At 59.9% G+C, this 22388-nt stretch carries 15 protein-coding genes; 11 read left to right on the top strand and 4 right to left on the bottom strand.

Annotation, left to right across the window (positions count from 1 at the left end):
- Window positions 1-152: 152 nt before the first annotated feature.
- Complete coding sequence (gene speA, locus VSQ83_RS21160) at window positions 153-2072, top strand: arginine decarboxylase (RefSeq protein WP_326427460.1); 1920 nt, start codon at window positions 153-155, stop codon at window positions 2070-2072.
- 86 nt (window positions 2073-2158) lie between these two features.
- On the top strand, window positions 2159-3028 hold the full coding sequence (locus VSQ83_RS21155; protein ID WP_219262808.1) for an alpha/beta hydrolase: 870 nt from the start codon (window positions 2159-2161) through the stop codon (window positions 3026-3028).
- 15 nt (window positions 3029-3043) lie between these two features.
- Here the strand turns inward: VSQ83_RS21155 and VSQ83_RS21150 are convergent, their stop codons facing one another.
- Window positions 3044-4399 (bottom strand): MATE family efflux transporter, encoded by a 1356-nt coding sequence (locus tag VSQ83_RS21150; protein WP_326427458.1) that lies wholly within the window; start codon window positions 4397-4399, stop codon window positions 3044-3046.
- 193 nt (window positions 4400-4592) lie between these two features.
- On the opposite strand from VSQ83_RS21150, the gene VSQ83_RS21145 reads away from it, so the two are divergent.
- Window positions 4593-9482 carry an alpha-2-macroglobulin family protein gene (locus VSQ83_RS21145; RefSeq protein WP_326427457.1) on the top strand — a complete coding sequence of 1630 codons (4890 nt, stop codon included), beginning with the start codon at window positions 4593-4595 and terminating at the stop codon, window positions 9480-9482.
- A gap of 21 nt (window positions 9483-9503) precedes the next feature.
- Here VSQ83_RS21145 and VSQ83_RS21140 read toward each other — a convergent pair whose 3' ends face one another.
- The gene (locus VSQ83_RS21140; RefSeq protein ID WP_133078782.1) at window positions 9504-9797 is read right to left on the bottom strand and encodes a hypothetical protein; all 294 of its coding nucleotides are present in this window, start codon (window positions 9795-9797) and stop codon (window positions 9504-9506) included.
- A gap of 83 nt (window positions 9798-9880) precedes the next feature.
- Between VSQ83_RS21140 and pbpC the strand changes: the two genes are divergently transcribed.
- From pbpC to VSQ83_RS21125, 3 genes are all read left to right on the top strand, one after another.
- On the top strand, window positions 9881-12217 hold the full coding sequence (gene pbpC, locus VSQ83_RS21135) for a peptidoglycan glycosyltransferase PbpC (RefSeq protein WP_442800242.1): 2337 nt from the start codon (window positions 9881-9883) through the stop codon (window positions 12215-12217).
- A 315-nt stretch (window positions 12218-12532) separates the two neighbouring features.
- Complete coding sequence (locus VSQ83_RS21130) at window positions 12533-13876, top strand: collagen-like triple helix repeat-containing protein (protein ID WP_326427456.1); 1344 nt, start codon at window positions 12533-12535, stop codon at window positions 13874-13876.
- Window positions 13877-14067: 191 nt separating this feature from the next.
- Window positions 14068-15750, top strand: coding sequence for a ShlB/FhaC/HecB family hemolysin secretion/activation protein (locus VSQ83_RS21125; RefSeq protein WP_326427455.1), 1683 nt, complete (start codon window positions 14068-14070; stop codon window positions 15748-15750).
- Between the two features lie 63 nt (window positions 15751-15813).
- On the opposite strand, the gene VSQ83_RS21120 is transcribed toward VSQ83_RS21125, so the two are convergent.
- Window positions 15814-16227: a response regulator gene (locus VSQ83_RS21120; RefSeq protein WP_326397284.1), complete on the bottom strand. Its 414-nt coding sequence runs from the start codon at window positions 16225-16227 to the stop codon at window positions 15814-15816.
- A gap of 26 nt (window positions 16228-16253) precedes the next feature.
- Window positions 16254-16502 carry a Flp family type IVb pilin gene (locus tag VSQ83_RS21115; protein ID WP_133078786.1) on the bottom strand — a complete coding sequence of 83 codons (249 nt, stop codon included), beginning with the start codon at window positions 16500-16502 and terminating at the stop codon, window positions 16254-16256.
- Window positions 16503-16836: 334 nt separating this feature from the next.
- On the opposite strand from VSQ83_RS21115, the gene cpaB reads away from it, so the two are divergent.
- From cpaB to VSQ83_RS21090, 5 genes are read left to right on the top strand one after another with little or no spacing between them, the layout of a single operon-like run.
- Window positions 16837-17772 (top strand): Flp pilus assembly protein CpaB, encoded by a 936-nt coding sequence (cpaB, locus tag VSQ83_RS21110; RefSeq protein ID WP_326427453.1) that lies wholly within the window; start codon window positions 16837-16839, stop codon window positions 17770-17772.
- Window positions 17773-17799: 27 nt separating this feature from the next.
- On the top strand, window positions 17800-19026 hold the full coding sequence (locus VSQ83_RS21105) for a type II and III secretion system protein family protein (protein WP_219262815.1): 1227 nt from the start codon (window positions 17800-17802) through the stop codon (window positions 19024-19026).
- Window positions 19023-20222: a pilus assembly protein gene (locus tag VSQ83_RS21100; protein WP_133078789.1), complete on the top strand. Its 1200-nt coding sequence runs from the start codon at window positions 19023-19025 to the stop codon at window positions 20220-20222. The genes VSQ83_RS21105 and VSQ83_RS21100 overlap by 4 nt, the downstream gene beginning before the upstream one ends.
- Window positions 20219-21493: a CpaF family protein gene (locus VSQ83_RS21095; RefSeq protein ID WP_133078790.1), complete on the top strand. Its 1275-nt coding sequence runs from the start codon at window positions 20219-20221 to the stop codon at window positions 21491-21493. The genes VSQ83_RS21100 and VSQ83_RS21095 overlap by 4 nt, the downstream gene beginning before the upstream one ends.
- A gap of 10 nt (window positions 21494-21503) precedes the next feature.
- A complete protein-coding gene (locus tag VSQ83_RS21090; RefSeq protein ID WP_133078791.1) occupies window positions 21504-22388 on the top strand; it encodes a type II secretion system F family protein in 885 nt (294 codons plus the stop codon).

The raw sequence follows: 22388 nt of genomic DNA, 5'->3' as shown, positions 1-22388 counted from the left end.
ATCGTGCTTGCCATGGTTTTCACAGAGCCTGTTATCACGGGTTTCTAAACTCGGCGCTGTTGTCAGGGTCTGACTAATCGTCACGTTCACACTTTAGACTGCGCCAGCCTGCTTTCAGGCTGGGCTATTTGACTTATTTATAGGGGACTTCGATGTCCGTACGACGCACACGCAAAGACGATGGCAGCCAATGGACAGTTGCGGACAGCCGCAGCGTTTATGGGATTCGCCATTGGGGGGCCGGGTATTTCGCGATCAATGAAGCCGGTCGCGTAGAAGTCCGTCCGAACGGCCCGAACAGCTCGCCCATCGATCTGTACGAGCAGGTCGACGAATTGCGCAAAAACAGTGGCTTGTCCTTGCCGTTGCTGGTGCGGTTCCCGGATATCCTGCAAGACCGTGTACGCCAGTTGACCGGCGCTTTCGATGCCAATATCGAGCGCCTGGAATACCAGAGCAAGTACACCGCGCTGTACCCGATCAAGGTAAACCAGCAAGAAGCGGTGATCGAAAACATCATCGCCACCAAAGACGTGTCCATTGGCCTTGAAGCCGGCTCCAAGCCTGAGCTGCTGGCCGTGCTGGCGCTGGCCCCCAAGGGCGGCACCATCGTCTGCAACGGTTACAAGGACCGCGAGTTCATCCGTCTGGCACTGATGGGCCAGAAGCTGGGCCACAACGTCTTTATCGTGATCGAGAAAGAATCCGAAGTAGACCTGGTGATCGAAGAAGCGGCCTCGCTGAAGGTCAAGCCTCAGGTGGGTCTGCGCGTACGTCTGTCGTCCCTGGCATCGAGCAAGTGGGCTGACACGGGCGGCGAGAAATCCAAGTTTGGTTTGTCTGCCGCGCAATTGCTGTCGGTGGTTGAGCGTTTCCGTGTGGCCGGTCTGGATCAGGGCATCCGCCTGTTGCACTTCCATATGGGCTCGCAGATCGCCAACCTGGCGGACTACCAGCACGGCTTCAAGGAAGCGATTCGTTACTACGGCGAACTGCGCAACCTGGGCCTGCCGGTTGACCACATCGACGTGGGCGGCGGTCTGGGCGTGGACTACGACGGTACGCACTCGCGCAACGCCAGCTCGATCAACTACGACATGGACGATTACGCCGGTGTGGTAGTGGGCATGCTCAAAGAGTTCTGCGACGCGCAGAGCCTGCCGCATCCGCACATCTTCTCCGAGAGCGGCCGTTCCCTGACCGCGCACCACGCCATGCTGGTGGTGCAAGTGACCGACGTCGAGAAACACAACGACGACGTGCCGGTGATCGAGAACAAGGAAAACCTGCCCGAAACCGTGCAATGGCTGGTTGACCTGCTGGGCCCGACCGACATTGAAATGGTCACCGAAACCTACTGGCGTGCCACGCACTACATGAGCGACATCGCTGCCCAGTACGCCGACGGCAAAATCAACCTGGCTGAAAAAGCCCTGGCCGAGCAGTGCTACTTCGCCGTATGCCGTCGCCTGCACAACTCGCTCAAAGCGCGTCAGCGTTCCCACCGTCAGGTGCTGGACGAACTCAACGACAAGCTGGCCGACAAGTACATCTGCAACTTCTCGGTGTTCCAGAGCCTGCCGGACACCTGGGCGATTGGCCAGGTACTGCCGATCCTGCCGCTGCACCGTCTCAACGAAGAGCCGCTGCGTCGCGCCGTGCTGCAAGACCTGACCTGCGACTCCGACGGCAAGATCAAGCAATACGTCGACGAGCAGAGCATCGAAACCAGCCTGCCGGTTCACGGGCTGAACGAAGGCGAAGACTACCTGCTGGGTATCTTCCTGGTGGGCGCTTACCAGGAAATCCTGGGTGACATGCACAACCTGTTTGGTGACACCGATTCGGTGAACATCTACCAGAACGAAGACGGCAGCGTTTATCACGCCGGTATCGAGACCCACGACACCATCGAAGACATGCTGCGCTACGTGCACTTGTCCCCCGAAGAGCTGATGAACCACTACCGCGACAAAGTGGCCAGCGCCAACATCAGCGTCAAGGAGCGTACCCAGTATCTGGACGCGCTGCGTCTTGGCCTGACCCGTTCGTCGTACCTGTCGAGCCACTGATTGCCCGACATAGTCCTCGTTGACTGAACTACGCTGACCTGTGCATTGCAGGGGTCAGCGTTTTTTTTTGCCCAGAGGTCGCAGGCATGTCCAATACCTTCAAGCGCGTCATCGGGCTGGCCTGTGCGGGACTGATGGGCTGGCTGCTCAGCGCCTGCTCACCGGTGGGGGTCATCAACGGCCTGACGCCCACCGGCAGCTTCGAAAAAACCAGCGACATTGCCTACGGCGCAGACCCACGGCAAACCCTCGATATCTATCGCCCCAGGCAGCCTGCACCCGGCGCGCCGGTGGTGGTGTTCTTCTATGGCGGCAGCTGGAACAGCGGCTCGCGCAGTGACTATCTGTTTGTGGGCGAAGCGCTGGCTTCCCGGGGGATCACCACGGTGATTGCCGATTACCGGCTTTATCCACAGGTGCGATATCCGGAGTTTCTGGTGGACGGTGCGCAGGCGGTGGGCTGGACGTATCGGCACATTGGCGAGTACGGCGGCAATCCCCAGCGTCTGTACTTGATGGGCCACAGCGCCGGGGCCTACAACGTCGCGATGCTGGCCCTCGATGCGCAATGGTTGAAGGCCGTAGGCCTGAGCCCGGCCAATGTCCGCGGCTGGATTGGTCTGGCTGGGCCATACGACTTTTTGCCGATCAAGGATGAGGCCGTCAGGCCGGTATTTTTCTACCCGGACTCACCGCCCGAGTCGCAGCCGATTCGTCATGTCAGCCACGCGTCGCCGCCGACGTTATTGATGGCGGCCGCGACGGATACGCTGGTCAACCCGACCCGAAACACAGGCGGCCTGGCCAATGCACTGCGCGGGGCGCAGGTGCCGGTGCAGGAGCTGTACTTTTCGCGCACCAGTCACGTGACGCTGGTGGCGGCGCTTTCACGGCCGCTGCGCTGGCTGGCACCGGTGCTGGACAACGTCAGCGAGTTTGTCACCGCAACCCCGTAGGCGCAGGTTGCGGGGTCAGGTTGCAGCCTTGGGCGTAAACCACTCGTCCCGGCGCTGCATGCGCCACGCATAAACCGCCAGGGTCAGGCTGCGCAGCACCATAAACAGCAGAAAACTTATCCACAGCCCGTGGTTGCCATAACCGTGCAGTGCCCAGGCGACAGGGAGCGCGATAATCACGCTGATGACCATTGCATCACGCATTTCCCGGGCGCGGGTGGCGCCAATGAACAGCCCGTCGAGCAAATAGCTCCACACCGCAATCAGCGGCAGCAGGGCCAGATAAGGCAGGTACTGGAAGGCGGTTTCGCGCACCGCAGGGATGTCGGTCTGCATTTGCACAAACAGATGGCCGCCGAACATGAACAACAGCGCAAACCCCACGCTGGCCAGCAACGACCAGCCACAGGCCACCACCATCGAACGGCGTAACGCATTGCGATCCCGTGCACCGATAGCATGCCCGCACAGTGCCTCGACAGCATGGGCCAGGCCGTCCAGGGCGTGGGCCGCGAGCAGCAGGCCATTGAGCAGCAGCGCATTGGCCGCCACGGTGGCGTCACCCAGGCGGGCGCCTTGCAGGGTGATGGAGAAAAACACCAGTTGCAGCATCAGGCTGCGGATAAAAATATCGCGATTGACCCCCAGCAACGGCTTCCAGTTGTTCCAGATGCGCAACCCGGCCCATGCCAGGGTGCCTGGAAACGTGCGCAGGGCGCCGCGGGTCAGCCATAAACCGAGGAGGGCGCCGCTCCACTCGGCAATCACCGAAGCCCGCGCCGAACCGACCACGCCCCAGTCCAGGCCGAGTACAAACCACAGGTTAAGGGCGATATTGACCAGATTGGTGGTCAGCAGGATCGCCAGTGGCGCGCGGGCGTTCTGCGTCCCCAGGAACCAGCCCACCAGGGCATAACTGGCCAGGGCAGCGGGCAAGCCAAACAGGCGGATATGGAAAAAATCCAGGGTCAGGGCGTGCAGCTCGGACGACGGTTGCATCACGCTCAAGGCTACCCCGCTGAACGGAATCGCAATGGCCCCCAGCAGCATCGACAGCAACGCACTGAGCAGCAAGCCCTGCACCAGAATTTGTCGCAGTGCGGTGCCATCGCCACGCCCTGCGGCCTGCGCGGAGAACCCGGTGGTGCCCATGCGCAAAAAGCCCATCATCCAGGCCAGGAAGATGTACATGCTGGCGCCCACCGCCACTGCGCCCAGCTGATGGGCGTGAGGCAAATGGCCAATGACCGTGCTGTCGACCAGCGCCACCAGGGGCACGGAAATATTCGACAGAATCATGGGCGCCGCCAGCGCCCATACCCGGCGATGGGTTGGGCGATCGCGCCAGTCGGCTGATAGAGAAGATGACATGCAGGCTCCTTTGGGGCCGCGATTGTAACCTGTGGGAGCGGGCTTGCTCGCGCTGCAGGCAGCGCGGTTTGTCAGGCCAGCCGCAGTGATGCCATCGCGAGCAAGCCCGCTCCCACAATCAGACCAGTGCGCCTGTGGTTCCCCAGCGGCTGTTATATAGTCGCCCTTTATCTGCCCAGTTAACGAGAACACCATGCTTAACAAAGGATTGTTCCTGGCCTGCACGCTGGCGCTGTTGAGCGCTTGCGATTCTTCGAGCGTCGACAAGCCTGCAGCGCCGACCGTTGCCGCGAGCCAGCCCGCCAAGCCGGTGCAGGACGTCAAGGCCCTGGCCCAGCGTTACGCCGGGCGTGAGTTAAGTGTGGTGGATGTGTCCGAGGTGCAACTGGACGGAGCCAGCACCTTGTCCGTGAGCTTTTCGGTGCCGCTCCATCCTGAGCAGAATTTTGCAGACAAGCTGCACCTGGTCGATGCCAAAACCGGCAAGGTCGATGGCGCCTGGGAGTTGTCGGATAACCTGATGGAACTGCGCCTGCGCCATCTTGAGCCACAGCGCAAACTGATCCTCACCGTTGACCCCGGCCTGCGTGCCGTCAACGACGCCACGTTGGCCGCCGAGTACATCAGCCGCCTTGAAACCCGTGACCTGCAACCCACAGTCGGCTTTGCCAGCCGTGGCAACTTGCTGCCCACCCGCCTGGCCGAAGGCTTGCCGGTGATCGCGCTGAACGTCGACAAGGTGGATGTTGAGTTCTTTCGGGTCAAACCCGAGTCCCTGCCAGCGTTTCTCAGTCAATGGGGTCGCAACAGCAGCCTGCAAAGCTACGAAGCCAAGGATCTGCTGAGCATGGCCGAGCTGGTGTACGGCGGCCGTTTTGACTTGAACCCGGCGCGCAATACCCGTGAAACCCTGATCTTGCCGACGTCCGGAATCAAGCCTTTGCAGCAGCCGGGCGTGTATCTGGCGGTGATGAGGGCGACGGGCAGCTACAACTATTCGACCCCTGCCACCTTGTTCACCCTCAGCGATATCGGCCTTTCGGTACACCGCTACCAGAAGCGCCTGGATGTGTTCACCCAGGCCCTTGAAGGCGGTAGCGCCCTGGCGGGTGTCGAGCTGGAATTGCTCGACGGCAAAGGCCAGATGCTGGGCCAGGGTAAAACCGGTAAAGACGGTCACGCCGAACTGGCGCTGCCCCCCAAGGCCGAAGTGCTGGTTGCGCGCCAAGGCGATCAAACCAGCTTGCTGCGCCTGAACACGGCGGCGCTGGACCTGGCCGAATTCGATATTGGCGGCCCCCAGGGGCATCCGCTGCAGTTCTTTGTGTTTGGCCCCCGTGACCTGTATCGCCCCGGCGAAACCGTATTGCTCAATGCCTTGTTGCGCGACCGCGATGGCAACCCGGTCAAGCCGCAGCCGGTCAGCGTTGAAGTGCGTCGTCCGGACGAGCAGGTCAGCCGCAAGTTTGTGTGGTCGCCGGACGCTTCAGGGTTGTATCAGTACCCGTTGCAACTGGCCGCTGAAGCCCCGACCGGGCGCTGGCAGCTGGTGTTCGACTTCGGTGACGGCAAGCCGCAGCTGTACGAGTTTTTGGTCGAGGACTTCCTGCCCGAGCGTTTGGCGCTGGAGCTAAAGGGCAGCGATACGCCGCTGAGCCCTGAGCAAACCGCTGAAATCCAGGTCAATGGCCGCTACTTGTATGGCGCTCCGGCGGCGGGTAATCGCTTGAGTGGTCAAGTCTATGTGCGGCCATTGCGCGAGGCCGTCAGCACCTTGCCGGGCTATGAGTTCGGATCGGTGACAGAACCCGAGCTGACTCAGGACCTGGAACTGGACGAAAGCGTTCTCGATGCCGAAGGCAAGGAAACCATCAGCCTCGAAAGCCAGTGGAGCGATGCCAAGTCCCCGTTGCAACTGATTGTGCAGGCCAGTCTGCAAGAGTCGGGCGGGCGGCCGATTACCCGGCGTCTGGTGCAGGCGGTGTGGCCAGCGGATCGTCTGCCGGGCATTCGCGGCCTGTTTGACGGCACTGAAACCGACGGTGATGGCCCGGTTGAATTCGAGCTGCTGGTTGCCGACAGCCAGGGCAACAAGCTGGCCGCCGACGACCTCATGGTGCGCCTGGTGCGCGAGCGCCGTGACTATTACTGGAACTACTCGGACAGCGACGGCTGGAGCTACCACTACAACGAGAAGTTTCTGAACCTCAACGAAGAAACCCTCAGCCTCAAGGCGGGCGAAACCGCCAAGGTCAGCTTCCCGGTCGAGTGGGGGCCGTATCGCGTTGAAGTTGAAGACCCGAAAACCGGCTTGATCAGCAGCCTGCGCTTCTGGGCCGGTTATCGCGCCCAGGACAACGCCGAAGGCGGCGCCGTACGCCCCGATCAGGTCAAGCTGGCGCTGGACAAGGCTGCCTATGCCGATGGCGACACGGCCAGGGTAACGGTCACGCCGCCAGCGGCAGGCAAAGGCTATTTACTGGTTGAAGGCAGCGACGGCCCGTTGTGGTGGGAAGAAATCGAGGTGCCTGCCGAGGGCAAGGTCTTCGACGTCAAGCTTGACCCACGCTGGGCGCGGCACGACTTGTACATCAGCGCCCTGGTGATTCGCCCGGGTGAGCGCAAGACCAACATCACTCCCAAGCGTGCCGTGGGCGTGCTGCATTTGCCGATCGATCGCAGCCAGCGCAAGTTGGCACTCACTCTCGATGCCCCTGAGAAAATGCGCCCCAAGCAGCCATTGACGGTGAAAATCCACGCTAAGAACGCCGATGGCAGCATCCCCAAACAGGCCCATGTGCTACTGGCCGCCGTGGATGTGGGCGTGCTCAACATCACCGACTACCCGACTCCGGATCCATTTGCCAGTCTGTTTGGGCGCAAGGCCTATGGCGCGGATCAGCTGGACATCTACGGGCAATTGATCGAAACCGGGCAAGGCCGTTTGGCCAGCCTGGCGTTCGGTGGCGATGCAGCGCTGGCCAAAGGCGGCAAGCGGCCTGCCACCAGTGTGACGATCGTGGCACTGCAAAGCGCACCCGTGACCCTGAACGAGCAGGGCGAAGGTGAAGTCAGTGTGGATATCCCTGACTTCAATGGCGAGCTGCGCCTGATGGCTCAAGCCTGGACCGATGATCGCTACGGCATGGCCGAAGCCAAAACCGTAGTCGCCGCGCCCTTGGTGGCCGAACTGGCGGCACCGCGCTTTTTGGCCGGTGGCGACGAGACACGGCTGGCGCTGGACGTGTCCAACCTCACTGACACGCCGCAAACGCTGCACGTGAAGCTCAACACCGAGGGGCAACTGAGCCTGCCGGGTGACGCGACACAGAACCTGACACTCAGCCCCGGCCAGCGGAGTACCTTGCAGGTTCCGGTCAAGGCGCTGGGCGGGTATGGCACCGGTGTGGTCAAGGTGACGGTCAATGGCCTGGACCTGCCGGGTGAAACCCTGGCGCCGTTCACCCGCGAATGGACGCTGGGCGTGCGCCCGGCGTATCCGGCATTGCTCAAGCATTACCGTGCCGTACTCAACGACCAGCCCTGGAGCCTGCCCGAGGGCGAGCTGCAAGCCTTTGAACCGGCCGGGCGTGAAGCCTTGCTCAGCCTGTCGAGCCGCCCGCCGCTGAACCTGGGCGAGCAGATCCGGGCGCTCAAGGCCTACCCCTACGGCTGCTCCGAGCAGACCACCAGCGGCCTTTACCCGGCGCTGTATGCCGATGCGGCCCTGCTCAAACGCCTGGGCCTGGAAGGCGAGCCGGACACCGAGCGCAAACGCAAAATCGAGTTGGGTATCGAGCGCCTGCTGGGCATGCAGCGTTACAACGGCAGCTTCGGCCTGTGGGGCGCGGACGGTCAGGAGGAGTATTGGCTCACCGCCTATGTCACCGATTTCTTGCTGCGTGCCCGGGATCAAGGCTATGCCGTGCCGCCCGAAGCGCTTAAAAAGGCCAGCGAGCGTTTGCTGCGCTATGTGCAGGAACGCAACCTGATCGAGGCCGATTACAGCGAAAACCTCGAACACACCCGCTTTGCCGTGCAGGCCTATGCGGCGATGGTCCTGGCCCGCAGTCAGCAAGCACCGCTGGGTGCATTGCGCAGCATTTTCGAGCGACGCAGCGATGCCCGTTCCGGCCTGCCGTTGGTGCAGTTGTCGATTGCCTTGCAGAAGATGGGCGACCAACCACGGGCTGATCAGGCGCTGGTGGCGGGCCTGGCAGTGACCCGTAAAGCCGATCAATGGCTGGGCGATTACGGCAGCCCGTTGCGGGATCAGGCTCTGATTCTGGCCTTGCTGGAAGAAAACAACTTGATGGCCGGCCAGCGCGAGCAACGGGTGTTCGACCTGTCCGATCAACTGGCGGCGAGCCAGTGGCTGTCGACCCAGGAGCGCAACGCGCTGTTCCTTGCCGGTCGCGATCTGTTGAGCCAGCCTGAAGCCAAGTGGTCGGTGCAGTTTGCCAGTGGCGACCAGACCCGCGAGCTGAACAATGCCCAGTCGGGCCTCAAGCTCGACGGGCCGCTGCTGGCCTCGCCACTGACCTTGCGCAACGAAGGCAGTGCGCCGGTTTATCAACAACTGACGATTTCAGGTTATCCACAACAAGCCCCGGCGGCGGGCGGCGAGAACATGAGCATTCGCCGTGACTACCTGGGCATGAACGGGGAGCCGTTGAACCTCAAGGCCCTGAAAAGTGGTGATCTGGTGCTGGTGCACCTGGCCGTGACGGCCAAGCAGCAGGTGCCGGATGCGCTGGTGGTCGATTTGCTGCCAGCGGGCCTGGAACTTGAAAACCAGAATCTGGGCCAAAGCGCCGCCAGCCTTGAAAACGCCAGCACCCAAGTCAAGCAATGGCGCGAGTCGATGCAGAACGCCAGCGTGCAGCACCAGGAATATCGGGATGATCGGTATGTGGCAGCGTTGAAACTGGATGGCTACGGCACCACGCACCTGCTGTACCTGGCCCGTGCCGTGACCCCTGGCACCTACCGCGTCCCGCCGCCGCAAGTGGAGTCGATGTACCGCCCCAACTGGCAGGCCGTGGGCGAAACACCGGGGGACATGGTGATCAAGGGCCGCTGACCGGAGTGGGAGCGGGCTTGCTCAGTTGATGATCCAGCTCAGCACCCACAGGCCCAGCAGCAGCCAGATCACGCCACCGATGACCGAGGCGCGCATGAAGGCGCGCACGGCGTTGTACAGAAACAGCAAGCCGATGATCAGTACCGCAATGCTGATGATCGAGGTGTCCATACCCAACGCGCGCGCCATGCCTTCGACAAAGCTGCTGCCTGCCTCTGTGATGGCGCCAAACAGGCCGTTCAGGCTCTCCACGATAAAACGAACCAGTGTGCCCAGCCAGAGGCCAAGATTTCCGATAAAACTTTCGACGTGCATGGTCATGTTCCGATGAGTAAGGTGGCCACTGTGCCAGATTAGGCATCCATCCATGCCGCAAGTTGCGTAGAGAGTGAGAGTCAGTGGGGGCAAGGATCAAAAAAATAGTCGGCTGGACGCTCGCCGGTCTGCTGCTGGCGTGCGCATTGCTGTGGTTGGCCGACAGGATCTGGCCGTTGCCCTTGCCCCGGGATGATCTGGCCCGTGTGGTATTGGCCGAAGACGGCACGCCCCTGTGGCGGTTTGCCGATGCCAATGGCGTGTGGCGCTATCCGGTGCAAACCGGTGAAGTATCGCCGTTGTACCTGGACGCTTTGCTGACCTACGAAGACCGCTGGTTTTTTCACCACCCCGGGATCAATCCCTTGGCGTTGGGCCGTGCGGCCTGGCAAAACCTGACGGGCGGACGGGTGTTGTCAGGCGGCAGCACGTTGTCGATGCAGGTGGCGCGTTTGCTCGATCCCCATGAGCGCACGCTGCCCGGCAAGCTGCGCCAGTTGTGGCGTACGGCGCAGCTGGAATGGCACTTGTCCAAGGACCAGATTCTTGCGCTGTACCTCAACCGGGCTCCGTTCGGCGGCACGTTACAGGGGGTCGCGGCGGCCAGTTGGGCTTATCTGGGCAAGTCTCCGCTCCAGCTCACCCATTCCGAGGCGGCGCTGCTCGCCGTGTTGCCCCAGGCGCCGAGCCGCTTGCGTCCCGACCGTCATCCGGGGCGGGCACAAGTGGCGCGGGACAAGGTGTTGCGCCGCTTGGCCGAATACCGGGTGTGGCCGCAATCGGCGGTTGACGAGGCGCAGGAAGAACCGCTGTTACTGGCGCCGCGCCTGGAACCGAGCCTGGCGCCGTTGTTGGCACGACGGCTCAACCGCCCGGACAGCCCGCCGCTGATCCGTACCCTGATCGACGCCAGCCTGCAGCGCCGTCTCGAAGACTTGCTGCTGGGCTGGCGCGCCCGTTTACCCGATCACACTTCGGCCGCCATCGTAGTGGTCGAGACCGAGAGCATGGCGGTACGCGCCTATCTGGGGTCGGTGGATATCAACGATGCGCGCCGTTTTGGCCATGTCGACATGATCACCGCCATACGCTCGCCGGGCTCCACCCTCAAGCCGTTTTTGTATGGCATGGCAATGGATGCGGGGCTGATCCACTCCGAGTCGTTGCTGCAGGACGTGCCCCGGCGCTATGGCGACTATCGACCGGGTAATTTCTCCACGGGGTTTAGCGGGCCGGTATCGGCCAGTGCGGCGCTGGTGACGTCCCTTAACTTGCCCGCCGTGCAGTTGCTGGAGGCTTATGGCCCCAAGCGTTTTGCCGCCGATATGCGCAATGGCGGCGTGCCGTTGAGCTTGCCGGCTCTCGCGCAACCCAATCTGGCGCTGATTCTGGGCGGCGCCGGCACTCGCCTGGAGGATCTGGTCAGCGGCTACAGCGCACTGGCGCGAGAAGGGCGCAGCGCCAATTTACGTCTGCAGCCGAGTGACGAATTACACGATCGCCCCATGCTGTCCCCAGGAGCGGCGTGGATTATCCGGCGCATTCTCAGCGGTCAGGCGCGCCCGGATCGTGACCCCCATGCCGATCTGGTGCAGCGCCCGCAATTGGCCTGGAAGACCGGTACCAGCTATGGCTTTCGCGATGCGCTGGCGATCGGCGTTGGACCGCGTTATCTGATCGGTGTGTGGATCGGTCGCCCGGATGGCACGCCCGTGCCGGGGCAGTTTGGCCTGGCGTCGGCGGCCCCTTTGATGCTGCAAGTCCACGATGTGCTGAGTAACCGCGACAGCCAGCGCGGCATTGTGGCGCCGGTGCAGGCCGTACCTGAAAGCGTCGGGGTGGCTGCGATCTGCTGGCCATTGGGCCAACCCATGAACAAGAGTGACCCCAATTGCCGTCGTCAACGCTTTGCCTGGACGTTGGATCACACCACTCCCCCGACCTTGCTTGCGGCGGACCAGCCGTTGGGGGTGGGGCTCAAGGAAACCATCCGGGTCAACTCCCGGGGCCTGCGCGTGGGGGCGCAATGCCCGGATGCGCAAGTGCGTGAGGTGGCGTTGTGGCCAGCTCCGCTTGAACCGTGGCTACCCCGTGTTGAACGGCGTGAGGCGCGACTGCCAGACGCCTCACGCCAATGCCCGCCACCGCCCTTGAGTGCAGTGACACCGCTGTCGATTGCGGGCGTGCGCGAAGGCGACCGCCTGCGCTGCCCGGCTGCGAGCCAGTCGGTGTTGCGGCTGGCATTGATGACCCTGGGCGGAGAGGGGCGGCGGTGGTGGTTTATCAACGGCGCCCCTTTGGGGGACAGCCTGCCACTGGAGGTATTCAGCACCACCCTGGAACACGTGGGGCGTTATGAGCTCAGCGTGCTTGACGAAAGCGGGCAAACCGCCCGTGTCGAGTTCAGTGTGGTGGAGTGAGGTAATCAAAGCGTTTTTGCGGGATAAAGCGCTTATAAAACGCTGTTAATTGTATATATACCTAAAGTTTGGTGGTGGGTTTTTTACTTTGGTGGGCAGTCCCTGACCTTGATAAATAGCGTTTTTAATAAGTTCTTAACGCTAAAGTATTAGTTCTCAAGCAGGGTATCGGCCTCTTTATATAAGGGGTTAATACCAAGTTGTGAATTGTTTGATATGACCCTTGAGGTTGTTATGTACCCAACGGATGAATGTATCCCTGACGCAGAGCAGGGAACTTCGAACTCAGGCGTAACAGGTGCAAGGGAATTAATCATGAACACTCAACTGTGGTTTAGAACCAGTACAGCATTATTGTTGGTCATGACTGTCAGCCTGGCGGGCTGCAGCAGTGGCGGTGGCGGCTCCAAAAGCTATGTGACCACAACCAATACCGGTTCGGGCAGCGGTGCAAACGGCGGCACGGGGGGTACAGGTGGCACAGGCGGCACAGGCGGCACGGGTGGTACAGGCGGTACCGGTGGTACCGGTGGCACTGGCGGTACAGATGGTGGCGGGACTGGCGGCAGTGTGACTACGCCTCTGGTTACAGGCCAGGTTGTAGGTCAAGTCGGTACCGCCCTGGGTGGCGTAGGCACCACTGTCAGTGGTCTGGGCACTGCCCTGACCCCGGTGCCGGTAGTCGGCACCCTGGGTGGCGGCCTGGTGGTCAAAACCGGCGATGCCGTGAGCTCCGTCACCACTGGCCTGACGAATGGCCTGGGTACGTTGGGCACAGACAAGAATTCCCTGGGCATCACCGTAGCGGGTGCGACCAATGCAGTCAGCGAGCTGGGTAAAGGCGTTTCGTCCGTTGGTACTGGCTTGAGCACAGTGCTCGATAACACGCCAATCAGCCAGATCCCGCTGGCCGGTGGCCTGGTGGGCAAAGTGACTGACACCACAGGTGGGCTGGTCAACAAAGTCGGTACAACCGTGACCATGCTCGGTGACACATTGACCACCAATGTGAACAGTGGCCAATTGGGCAAGGTGACCGGGGGCGTGAATGACAAGGTCCTGGTACCGGTCATTTCCCTGGCAGAAAACGTCACGGGCAAAGTGGGTACCACCACAGGCCTTGGAGCCCCGGTGGATGGGCTGCTGACCAAGGTCGGTGGCACCGTGAGCGGTCTTGGCACCAAGGTATCTGCAACCGGCGACAAAAATCCGGTGACCTCGCTGGTAGGTGGCGTGCTGGTGGGCGTGGGCGGTGCGGTCGACAAGGCGGGCGGCCTGCTGAACCCGGCTGCAAACACGGGCACCGGCTCGGGTCTGGGTGGCGGTCTTGGCGGTCTTGGCGGCCTGCTGGGTGTGGGTGCAAGCACGGGTAATGGTACAGGTGCCGGTGCAGGCATTGGTGGCGGTCTTGGCGGCCTGTTGGGTGCAGGTGCAAGCACAGGTGGCGGTACAAGTGCCGGTTTGGGTCTTGGCGGTCTGTTGGGAGTGGGCGCAAGCACGGGTGGCAGTACCGGCGCAGGCGCAGGTCTGAGCGGCGCTCTCGGCGGCTTGTTGGGTGCAGGCGCCGGCACAGGTAGTAACACGGGCGCCAATACAGGTCTGGGTGGTGCTCTTGGGGGAGTGCTGGGTGGGCTGGGCAATCTGGGCAAGAAAAACTGACGATTAATTGCACCTGGCCGGTTCGACGGCCTTACCTACAGCGCCTACGCTTGGTTGGGACGAGAGATTCAGATGAGTCTCTCGTCTTTTTTCATGTGCAGGATGTAGGCGTGATGCTCGGGCAGCTTCGCGAATCATTCAAAGATGAAGCCCCCCTCGTTATGCCGCTGTAGTTGAACATGGAGTGTCATATGCGTAATTGCGTTCCCTTTTTGTTATTGGCCCTGGCCCCGTATGCGGGGGCCGAGTCCCTTCCGCGCTTTCTCAATAGCAACGACAGCATGCAAACCTTGCCCACACCCAACTTGCCGGTGGATGCCTATCGCCCGCCGGCGCCTGCGCTGGAATTGCCCAAGCCGGCAGCCGGGGAGGCTCAGCCACTGGTCATGGGCACGCGCCTGACCATTCGCAAGTTGCAGATCGAAGGTGGCACGATTTACCCGCTGCCCGAGTTGGGTGCGGTGTTCAAGCCGCTGCTGGGCCATGAAATCACCCTGGGTGAATTAATCGAGGCCACGCGCGGCATCACCAAGCGTTACCAGGACGATGGCTATTTATTGTCGTATGCGTTTTTGCCTCAACAGGACTTCGATCAAGGCCTGGTGCGTGTTGTGCTGGTCGAAGGCTATGTCAGCAATTACGAGATCGACGGGGATATAGGGCGGGTCAAGGGGTATATCGATGAGCTGGTAGACAAGCTCAAGGGCGAGCGCCCGCTGACCCGTAAAACATTTGATCGCTACAGCACCCTGATGAGCCGGATTCCCGGTGTGACCTTGCAGGCGCAAGTGCCGCCACCGGGTACCACCGACGGTGCTTCGACACTGCGTGTGAGTGCCAGTCGCAAACCGTTCACCACCAGCATGAGCCTTGTCGAGGGCAGCCGTAACAGTACCCAGGCACTGTTCGGAGCCAGCAGTAACTCGCAAACGGCCATGGCGGAGCAGTTGACCCTGAGCGGCTTGTTTCCGCCGGGTCGCGACAAGGAGCACTACTACCGTCTCGATTACAGCCAGTACCTGAATGCCGAAGGCACGCAACTGAGCCTGTATGGCTCCAGTTATCGCAGTGATCCGAGCACGAGCATTGCTACCGATGATGGTTTTGAACTCAAGCCTCACCGTGAGAATGACCGCTTCTCGATTGGCGTCAGCCACCCGCTGATTGCTGCACCGGATCAATGGCTCAGCGCCGGTGCCCGGTTGTATGGCGTCAACGACAATACCGACTATGAGGTGGCAGGCTTCGGCCAGACCATCAGCGAAAAAACCAACGTGCGCGCATTGGCGTTTGAAGGTGACTGGCGCAAGTCCGATGCCAGGCAGTTGCGTATTGTCAGTGCCGGTATGTATCAGGGCATGGACGCGATGGGTGCCAAGAGCGAAACCACCCTGACTGGCAGCCGTTATGACCTGGACTTCTTCCGCTTGCGTTTGTCGGGCGTGCAGAGTGACGGCTATTTCGATAACTGGCAGGGCGTGGTGTCGGGGGCGTTGTACTGGAGTGATGACACGTTGCCTGACAGCGAGCGGGCAGTGTTTGGCGGGCAGAACTTCGGTCGTGGTTATCCGGATGACCAGGCGTCGGGGGACAAGGGCTGGGGCGTGGCCTATGAGCTCAACTACAGCTTTAACCGCGACGGTGACTGGGTCAAGTTGCTGCAGCCTTATGCGATCGTGGACAGGGCCAAGGCCTGGTACAACGAACTGCCATTAAAAGGCTCGGACATGTCCTCCGCAGCACTGGGGTTGCGTTTTGGTGACAAGCGTTACTACAACATTGCCCTGGAAGTTGCCAAGCCCATGTCTGATATCGCGCTGGACAGTTTTAATCGCAGGCCGCGATATACACTAAGTTTTAGTTATCAGTTGTAAGCTTTATATGTAAAAAACCCCCGCAGTGCTAACTAAGGCTGCGGGTTTTTTATGGGGCGGGTTTTATGTTCTGGCCAGCTGTAGCTGTGCGGGTTTTGGAAAGAGATTGTCGAGGGTGTCGAGCAGGCGCACGTGATAGATGGGTTTGCGAAACAGGTCCAGCACCTGCAACCGCAGCAGGTCGCTGACATCGCTCATATCGGCATGCCCCGAGATGACAATCACCGGTAAATGCTGGCGCGATGTGTGCTCACGCAGGCGCCTGATCAGCGCAATCCCGCTTTCCTCCGGCATGCGCAGGTCAGTGATGACCAGCGCAATATCCGGATGCTGGGTCAACTGCGAAAGGGCGAGTGTGACTGATGTTGCCGTAAAGCAACAAAAGCCCTCGCCCTCAAGCAGCTCGGCCAACTCCAGTAGTGCGTCCTCTTCGTCATCCACCAGAAGCAGTTGTTGCCGTGATGGGGAGAGGGGCATGCAAGTTACTCGTCGTAATTAATAAATCAGTCGGGTGATCCGCCACCTGTCCCAGTTCCGGTTCCGTTCAAAGATGCGGTGATTGCATTAAATACTTTTTTAATTGAATCCCCGACGCCGGTTGAAAGTCCAGCAATAACTACTGCCACCATGGCAGCAATAATTGCATATTCAATGCCCGAAGCACCTTCTGTTCTTTTAGCAAATAATTTGGCTTGGCGTGCCAAGAAAATTTGTGCAGGTACATACACTTTCAGAACAGTATTTAACATCATCTGACTTCTCCTTGAGTGCACCGGGTCGGGCACTGCGTAACAATGGTGCAGGTTGATCTCCATCTGCCATCATAGGATTGGCAATAAATCACTTCCTTACAACTGTAACAATGGACTAATCACAAAGTATTAGTCCAAATAGCTATTCTAAAAAATGTGTGCCAAATCAAACTATTCACAATTAATTAGAGCTTTTTATTGTCGATAATGGCATTTTGCTTCGACTGGACTATTTTAAATAGCGAATGGTTGCAACAGCAATATCGATTCATAGCTGCCTGATTGTGAATGGGTTTTTTAGTCTGCCGTGCGCAGTGGAAAAGGGAGTTTGTGCATGAACAATCGACGCAGTTTAATACTGGCCGCCATATTATTTGTAGGGGCAATTGCCGCCGGTTATTGGGGTTTGGTATTGAGTCGGCAGCAGCCGGTTGCTGAAGTTCCGGTGACACAGGTTGTGGAGCAAGGGGTAGCAGCAGCTGAGGACACGACCCGTCAGTCGGTGGTGGTGCTGGCCCGCGATGTACCCCCGAATGTGGCCTTGACGGCAGAAGATGTGACCTTGGAAAAACTGCGTACCGCGCCTGCAGGCAGCCTTACTGCAATCGATCAGGCGGTAGGTCGTACCCCTTGGCGCAGTCTGAGTGCAGGCACTTGGCTCAATGAACAAAGCTTTGAAATGGGTGGGCCACTGGCACGCATGATCCGCCCTGATGAGCGGGCACTGGCGGTGATGATTGACGAAGTTTCTGCCGCTGGAGGGCAGTTAACCCCGGGTGACTACGTCGATATTCTGCTATTTCTGCGCCAGGACGCCGGGAATCCACAGCAGTCGGCTCAAGTGGTGTTGCCTGCCGTGCGTGTGCTGAGTGTCGGTGCCGAGCTGGGTTTGACCCGCGATGGCCAGTTGGCCAGCCAGCCGAAAAATGCCGAAGAAGCACTCAGGCTGGAGCAGAGCCGGATCAATGCGCGCTCCGCAGTGCTGGCGATTCCCGAGCTTCTGCTCAATCAACTGATGCTCGCAACCCAGGCCGGTACGCTGCGTCTGGCTGTGCGCAGTGCCGATGAACAACGGTTGAGTAAATATTGGGCGGGTGAGCAGCAATCTGAGACTAACCTTGAGAATGCCAAACGCAGTCTTTATCAATTCAACCAGTTAGCCATGGCCAGTCCAGCCAGGGCGCCCGTCAGCAGTCCCTCTGGCGCTCCTCGAGTGCGCGGTATTGAAGTTATTCGCGGCAATCAAACGGCTCAGCAGTCGGCCCAATAAAAATCCTGATCTATAAGGACATCGAACATGAGCCAACGTCGCGCTCCGTTTTATAAACGTGCTGCCTGGACATTGATCCTGAGCAGTTTGCCTCTGGAAATGGCCCTGGCCGCTGCTGACAATTGCGCCGCATTCAACGCATTGCCATCGGTACTGGAAGTGCCCCAGGGGGCCCAGAAGGCCATGAGCTTCCCGGTCAACATTTCTCGCATCGCTGTGGGTGATCCCACGGTTGCCGATGTTCGCACCAATGGCCAAAACGCCTTTTTGCTGACCGGCGTTGCGTCGGGCACTACCAGTCTGATGGTCTGGAGCGCCTGTTCGAAAGAGCCACACCAGACCATGCTGTTCGTCAAGGGCAAGGCCACTTCGGGTTTGGCCGGTGCGTCGTTGTCGCCGACCGAAGACCCGACGTTGCCCATTCAGGTGCAAACGGACATTCGGTTTGTAGAAGTCAGCCGTACCAAACTGCAAGAGGCCAGTACCTCTATCTTCGGCATGGGCAGCAACTTTCTGTTCGGCTCGCCGAACTCATTCCTCAGTACGGCTGAAGGGGTGATCACGGGCGGTCCGGTTGCCAACAGCAAGTATTTCAACATTGGTTTTGGCGGCGGCAAGGTCAAAGCGATGATCAATGCCCTGGAAGGCAGCGGTTTTGCCTACACCCTTGCACGACCAAGCCTGGTGGCCATGAGCGGGCAGAGTGCAACCTTCCTCGCGGGTGGTGAAGTGCCGATCCCGGTACCCAGCAGCGGCAGCGACAACGTATCGATCGAGTACAAGGAGTTCGGTATCCGTCTGACCCTGACCCCTACCGTGGTTGGACGTGATCGCATCATGCTGAAAGTGGCACCTGAGGTGAGTGATCTGGATTACACCAATGCGGTGAATATCGCCGGGACTTTGGTACCGGGCCTGACGGTTCGACGCACCGACACCAGTATTTCCCTGGCCGATGGCGAAAGTTTTGTGATCAGTGGCTTGATCAGTTCGCGCAACAGCTCACAGGTCAACAAGTTCCCTGGCTTGGGGGATATCCCGATTCTTGGCGCGTTCTTCCGCGACTCCAATATCAGCCGCGAAGAGAAAGAGTTGCTGATGATCGTGACCCCGCATCTGGTTCAGCCATTGGCTGCCAATGCGCCATTGCCATCGATGCCCGGGGAGAAACTGCGTAACTACGACCCTAACTGGTATCGCCTGTACTTCCTGGAAAACGGCAAATTCAACAGCCGTAGCGGGTTATCCCAATGAGCCAAAGCCTGAGCCAGACATTTCTCGCGCTGACGCGCAACAACACCGATCTTGAATGGCTGCAAGGTGCTTTGGCGCCGTTGGGTCAAGTGGTGGGTGCAGGCACCAGTAGCCTGGATGAACTGCTGGCACTGGTTGACGTGACGTTTGCCGGTTTGATTTTTGTAGGCCTGGACCGGGACAAGGTGGTCAACCAGTGCGCGCTGATTGAAGGCGCGCTGGAAGCCAAGCCCATGCTGGCCATTGTTGCCTTGGGCGACGGCATGGATAACCAGCTGGTGCTCAACGCCATGCGCGCCGGGGCAAGGGATTTTGTTGCCTACGGTTCGCGCTCCAGTGAAGTGGCGGGGCTGGTTCGCCGTCTGAGCAAACGCTTGCCGCCGGTGGCGCCCAACGCCGAACTGGGCGGGTTGAGCGTGTTGTTCAGCGCCCAATGCAATGCCGATGGCGCACTGGTTGCCAGCCACCTTGGGCTGGTCGTGCAAAAACACGATCAAAAAACCCTGTTTCTGGACCTGGGCGTGCCCCGTGGCGATGGTCTGGCCGTGCTGGGGCTTGAGAGTACGTTCTTTTTTGGTGATGCCCTGCGCCATTTACGACGCCTGGACAGCACCTTGATTGACAGTGCCTTTACCAAGACAGCAAGTGGTTTGCGGGTATTGGCCCACAGCGAAAGTGATGAGCCGCTGGAGCACACCAGTGCTGCCGAGCTGTATATGTTGCTCAGCGCCTTGCGCCAGCATTTCCAGCACATTGTGGTCAACCTCACGGGGCAGCCAGACAGTGAAGCGCTGCGCACCTTTGCCACCCATTGCGACAGTTTGCTGTGGTACACCGACCAGAGCGTGCTTGATTGCCGCCGCAACCTGGACGTGCTCGCTCGCTGGCGGGCCAAGGGCATGAAGTTTGAGCATACGGGGTTGTTGATCGATCGTTACATGGGGGGCGTTGCCCCGAATGCCGATGCCCTGGGCAAGAGCTTTGGCCTGCCGGTGATGGCGACACTGGCGCTCAGCCCTGAGCTGCGCATCAATGCCAAGAATCAGGCCACCACCCTGTTTGATCTGGCTCCGCGGGAAGCCCTGAGCCTGGCGTTGAAAAAATTGGGTGAGCGATTGACCAAGCGCTCGCAGTCGTCCGAGCAAACGGTTTCCAAGTCTGGCGCGTGGTTAAACCGCCTGTGGGGGGCCAAATGAACAACGAACAGTTGTTTGGCTCCGGCCTGTACAAGGACGGGCGTGCGGACCATGACGGTCTTAAGCTGGTACTGCATCGCTACATCATCGATGCCATTGAAGAGACCGGGGTTAACCTGCTGGAAGGCTCCCGTGTGTCCCTGGCCCAGTTTGTCACCGAGCGGGTGGCTGAATATGTGTCGCGCCTGCACCTGGCCATTTCCCGTTATGAAATGGAGCGTCTGGCTGAAGAAATCGTCGACGAGCTGACGGGGTTCGGCCCGCTTGAAGTCTTGCTGCGAGATCCTGCCGTCACGGAAATTTTGGTCAACGGCCCCCATCGCGTGTTTGTTGAGCGCGAGGGTCTGCTTAGCCAGAGCGATTTGCGTTTTATCGACGATCATCACGTTGAACGGGTCATGCAGCGCATTCTGGCGCCGCTGGGGCGACGCCTGGATGAGTCTTCGCCGATGGTGGATGCACGTCTGCCGGATGGCAGCCGGGTCAACGCGATCATTCCGCCCATTGCGCTGGACGGGCCGTGCCTGTCGATCCGGAAGTTTCGCAAGGACATGCTCAAAAGCAGCGACCTGGTGGCGATGCAAACCATCGACCAGGCAATCTATGAGTTTTTTCAGGAGTCGGTGGGCAAGCGCTGCAATATCTTGATCAGCGGCGGTACCGGTACCGGTAAAACTACGCTGCTCAATATCCTGAGCCAGTTGATCAACCCCCACGAACGTTTGGTCACCATCGAAGATGTGGCCGAGCTGCAGCTGGGGCACCCTCATGTGGTGCGCCTGGAAACACGCCCGCCCAATGCCGAAGGGCATGGTGAAGTGAAGTCCAGCGACCTGATTCGCAACGCCCTGCGGATGCGTCCGGACCGCATCATCCTCGGCGAAATTCGTGGGGTGGAAGTGCTCGACGTATTGACCGCGATGAACACCGGTCACGATGGCTCGATGAGCACTGTCCACGCCAACACGGCACAGGATGCGTTGTTGCGTCTGGAAACCCTGGTGGGCCTGACGGGTCGCACCGTGGCGGAAAAAACCCTGCGCCAGATGATCTGCGCTGCACTGGACGTAATTATCCAGCTCACGCGCATGCCTGATGGTCGCCGTTGCGTCAGTGAAGTCCTGGAAGTGGTCGGGGTGCGTGACGATGTGTACGTGACCAACACCCTGTTCCGCCTGGACAAGCGCACCGGTTTTGGTTTTATGCGCGAAGCCTTGAACCCGGCAGGCGACAAGTTGCGTCGTGACCCTATTCTGAATGCACACGGCTGAGGCGCTGATCATGATCCCGGCCTTACTGCTTTTTACCATCAGTTTTCTTATGTTCGTGCTATCGCTGAGTCTGGTGTATCGGGCTCTGACGGATCCGACAACCAGTCGCGTGCTGGACCGTTTGGGGGAAGGGCAGCCGCAGTCCTCGGAAAAATTAAAGGGCGTAGCGTGGCTTGACCGGGCTTTCTTGCAGGCGGGGTTGGGGCGTCCTTCTGAGCGCCTGGGTTTATGGCTGTCGCTGTGGGCGGGAGCAGTGGTGTTGGCTGGCCTGATCGGCGGCTGGGTATTTTTTCTCGCGCTGCTGGTGTTGCCGCCACTGTTGCTCAAGCTGTTTGTCAGTTGGCGTTACCACCGTCGGGTACGGCGCATGGTTGAGCAACTGCCGCTCTTGCTTGATCACAGCGTTCGCAGCCTGAAGGCGGGCCGGACCTTGGCCGATGCGGTGCTGAACGCAATCGAGGCATCCAGTGATCCGCTCAAAACCAGTATCAGCCGGGTCTCACGTAACGTGCAGATGGGGGTAAGTCTGCCGGAAGCTGTAAGCGATTTTGCCGAGCTGTATGAGCGCGACGAGTTTCGCATGTTCGCTCTTGGCCTGAAGGTGAACCATCGCTACGGCGGCAACGCCAGTGAGCTGCTGGAAAACCTGATCGCGCTAATTCGCGAGCGTGAACAGGGGGCTCGCAAGTTGAGGGCCATGACCGGTGAAACCCGTATGACTGCTGTGGTACTAGGTTTGTTGCCGGTTTTTGTGGTGGGTTTTTTTATGGTCACTAATCCAAATTACATGCTCAAAATGTGGGCGGATGGGGGAGGGCAGCAGATGCTGCTTACTGCGTTGGCGATGCAAGTAATAGGCAGTCTTGCGTTGTGGCGCATGGTACGGAGCGTATGA

It is taken from the genome of Pseudomonas sp. DSV-1 (genome assembly GCF_035830915.1).
GTDB lineage: Bacteria > Pseudomonadota > Gammaproteobacteria > Pseudomonadales > Pseudomonadaceae > Aquipseudomonas.
Note: the sequence above shows the minus strand (reverse complement) of the source record. Positions and strands in the feature narration are given on the sequence as shown.

Bases quoted from the DNA above. Each gene is read 5' to 3' on its own strand.
- speA (WP_326427460.1), top strand. From the start codon at position 153: ATGTCCGTACGACGCACACGCAAAGACGATGGCAGCCAATGGACAGTT.
- VSQ83_RS21155 (WP_219262808.1), top strand. From the start codon at position 2,159: ATGTCCAATACCTTCAAGCGCGTCATCGGGCTGGCCTGTGCGGGACTG.
- VSQ83_RS21150 (WP_326427458.1), bottom strand. From the start codon at position 4,399: ATGTCATCTTCTCTATCAGCCGACTGGCGCGATCGCCCAACCCATCGC.
- VSQ83_RS21145 (WP_326427457.1), top strand. From the start codon at position 4,593: ATGCTTAACAAAGGATTGTTCCTGGCCTGCACGCTGGCGCTGTTGAGC.
- VSQ83_RS21140 (WP_133078782.1), bottom strand. From the start codon at position 9,797: ATGCACGTCGAAAGTTTTATCGGAAATCTTGGCCTCTGGCTGGGCACA.
- VSQ83_RS21130 (WP_326427456.1), top strand. From the start codon at position 12,533: ATGAACACTCAACTGTGGTTTAGAACCAGTACAGCATTATTGTTGGTC.
- VSQ83_RS21125 (WP_326427455.1), top strand. From the start codon at position 14,068: ATGCGTAATTGCGTTCCCTTTTTGTTATTGGCCCTGGCCCCGTATGCG.
- VSQ83_RS21120 (WP_326397284.1), bottom strand. From the start codon at position 16,227: ATGCCCCTCTCCCCATCACGGCAACAACTGCTTCTGGTGGATGACGAA.
- VSQ83_RS21115 (WP_133078786.1), bottom strand. From the start codon at position 16,502: ATGATGTTAAATACTGTTCTGAAAGTGTATGTACCTGCACAAATTTTC.
- cpaB (WP_326427453.1), top strand. From the start codon at position 16,837: ATGAACAATCGACGCAGTTTAATACTGGCCGCCATATTATTTGTAGGG.
- VSQ83_RS21105 (WP_219262815.1), top strand. From the start codon at position 17,800: ATGAGCCAACGTCGCGCTCCGTTTTATAAACGTGCTGCCTGGACATTG.
- VSQ83_RS21100 (WP_133078789.1), top strand. From the start codon at position 19,023: ATGAGCCAAAGCCTGAGCCAGACATTTCTCGCGCTGACGCGCAACAAC.
- VSQ83_RS21095 (WP_133078790.1), top strand. From the start codon at position 20,219: ATGAACAACGAACAGTTGTTTGGCTCCGGCCTGTACAAGGACGGGCGT.
- VSQ83_RS21090 (WP_133078791.1), top strand. From the start codon at position 21,504: ATGATCCCGGCCTTACTGCTTTTTACCATCAGTTTTCTTATGTTCGTG.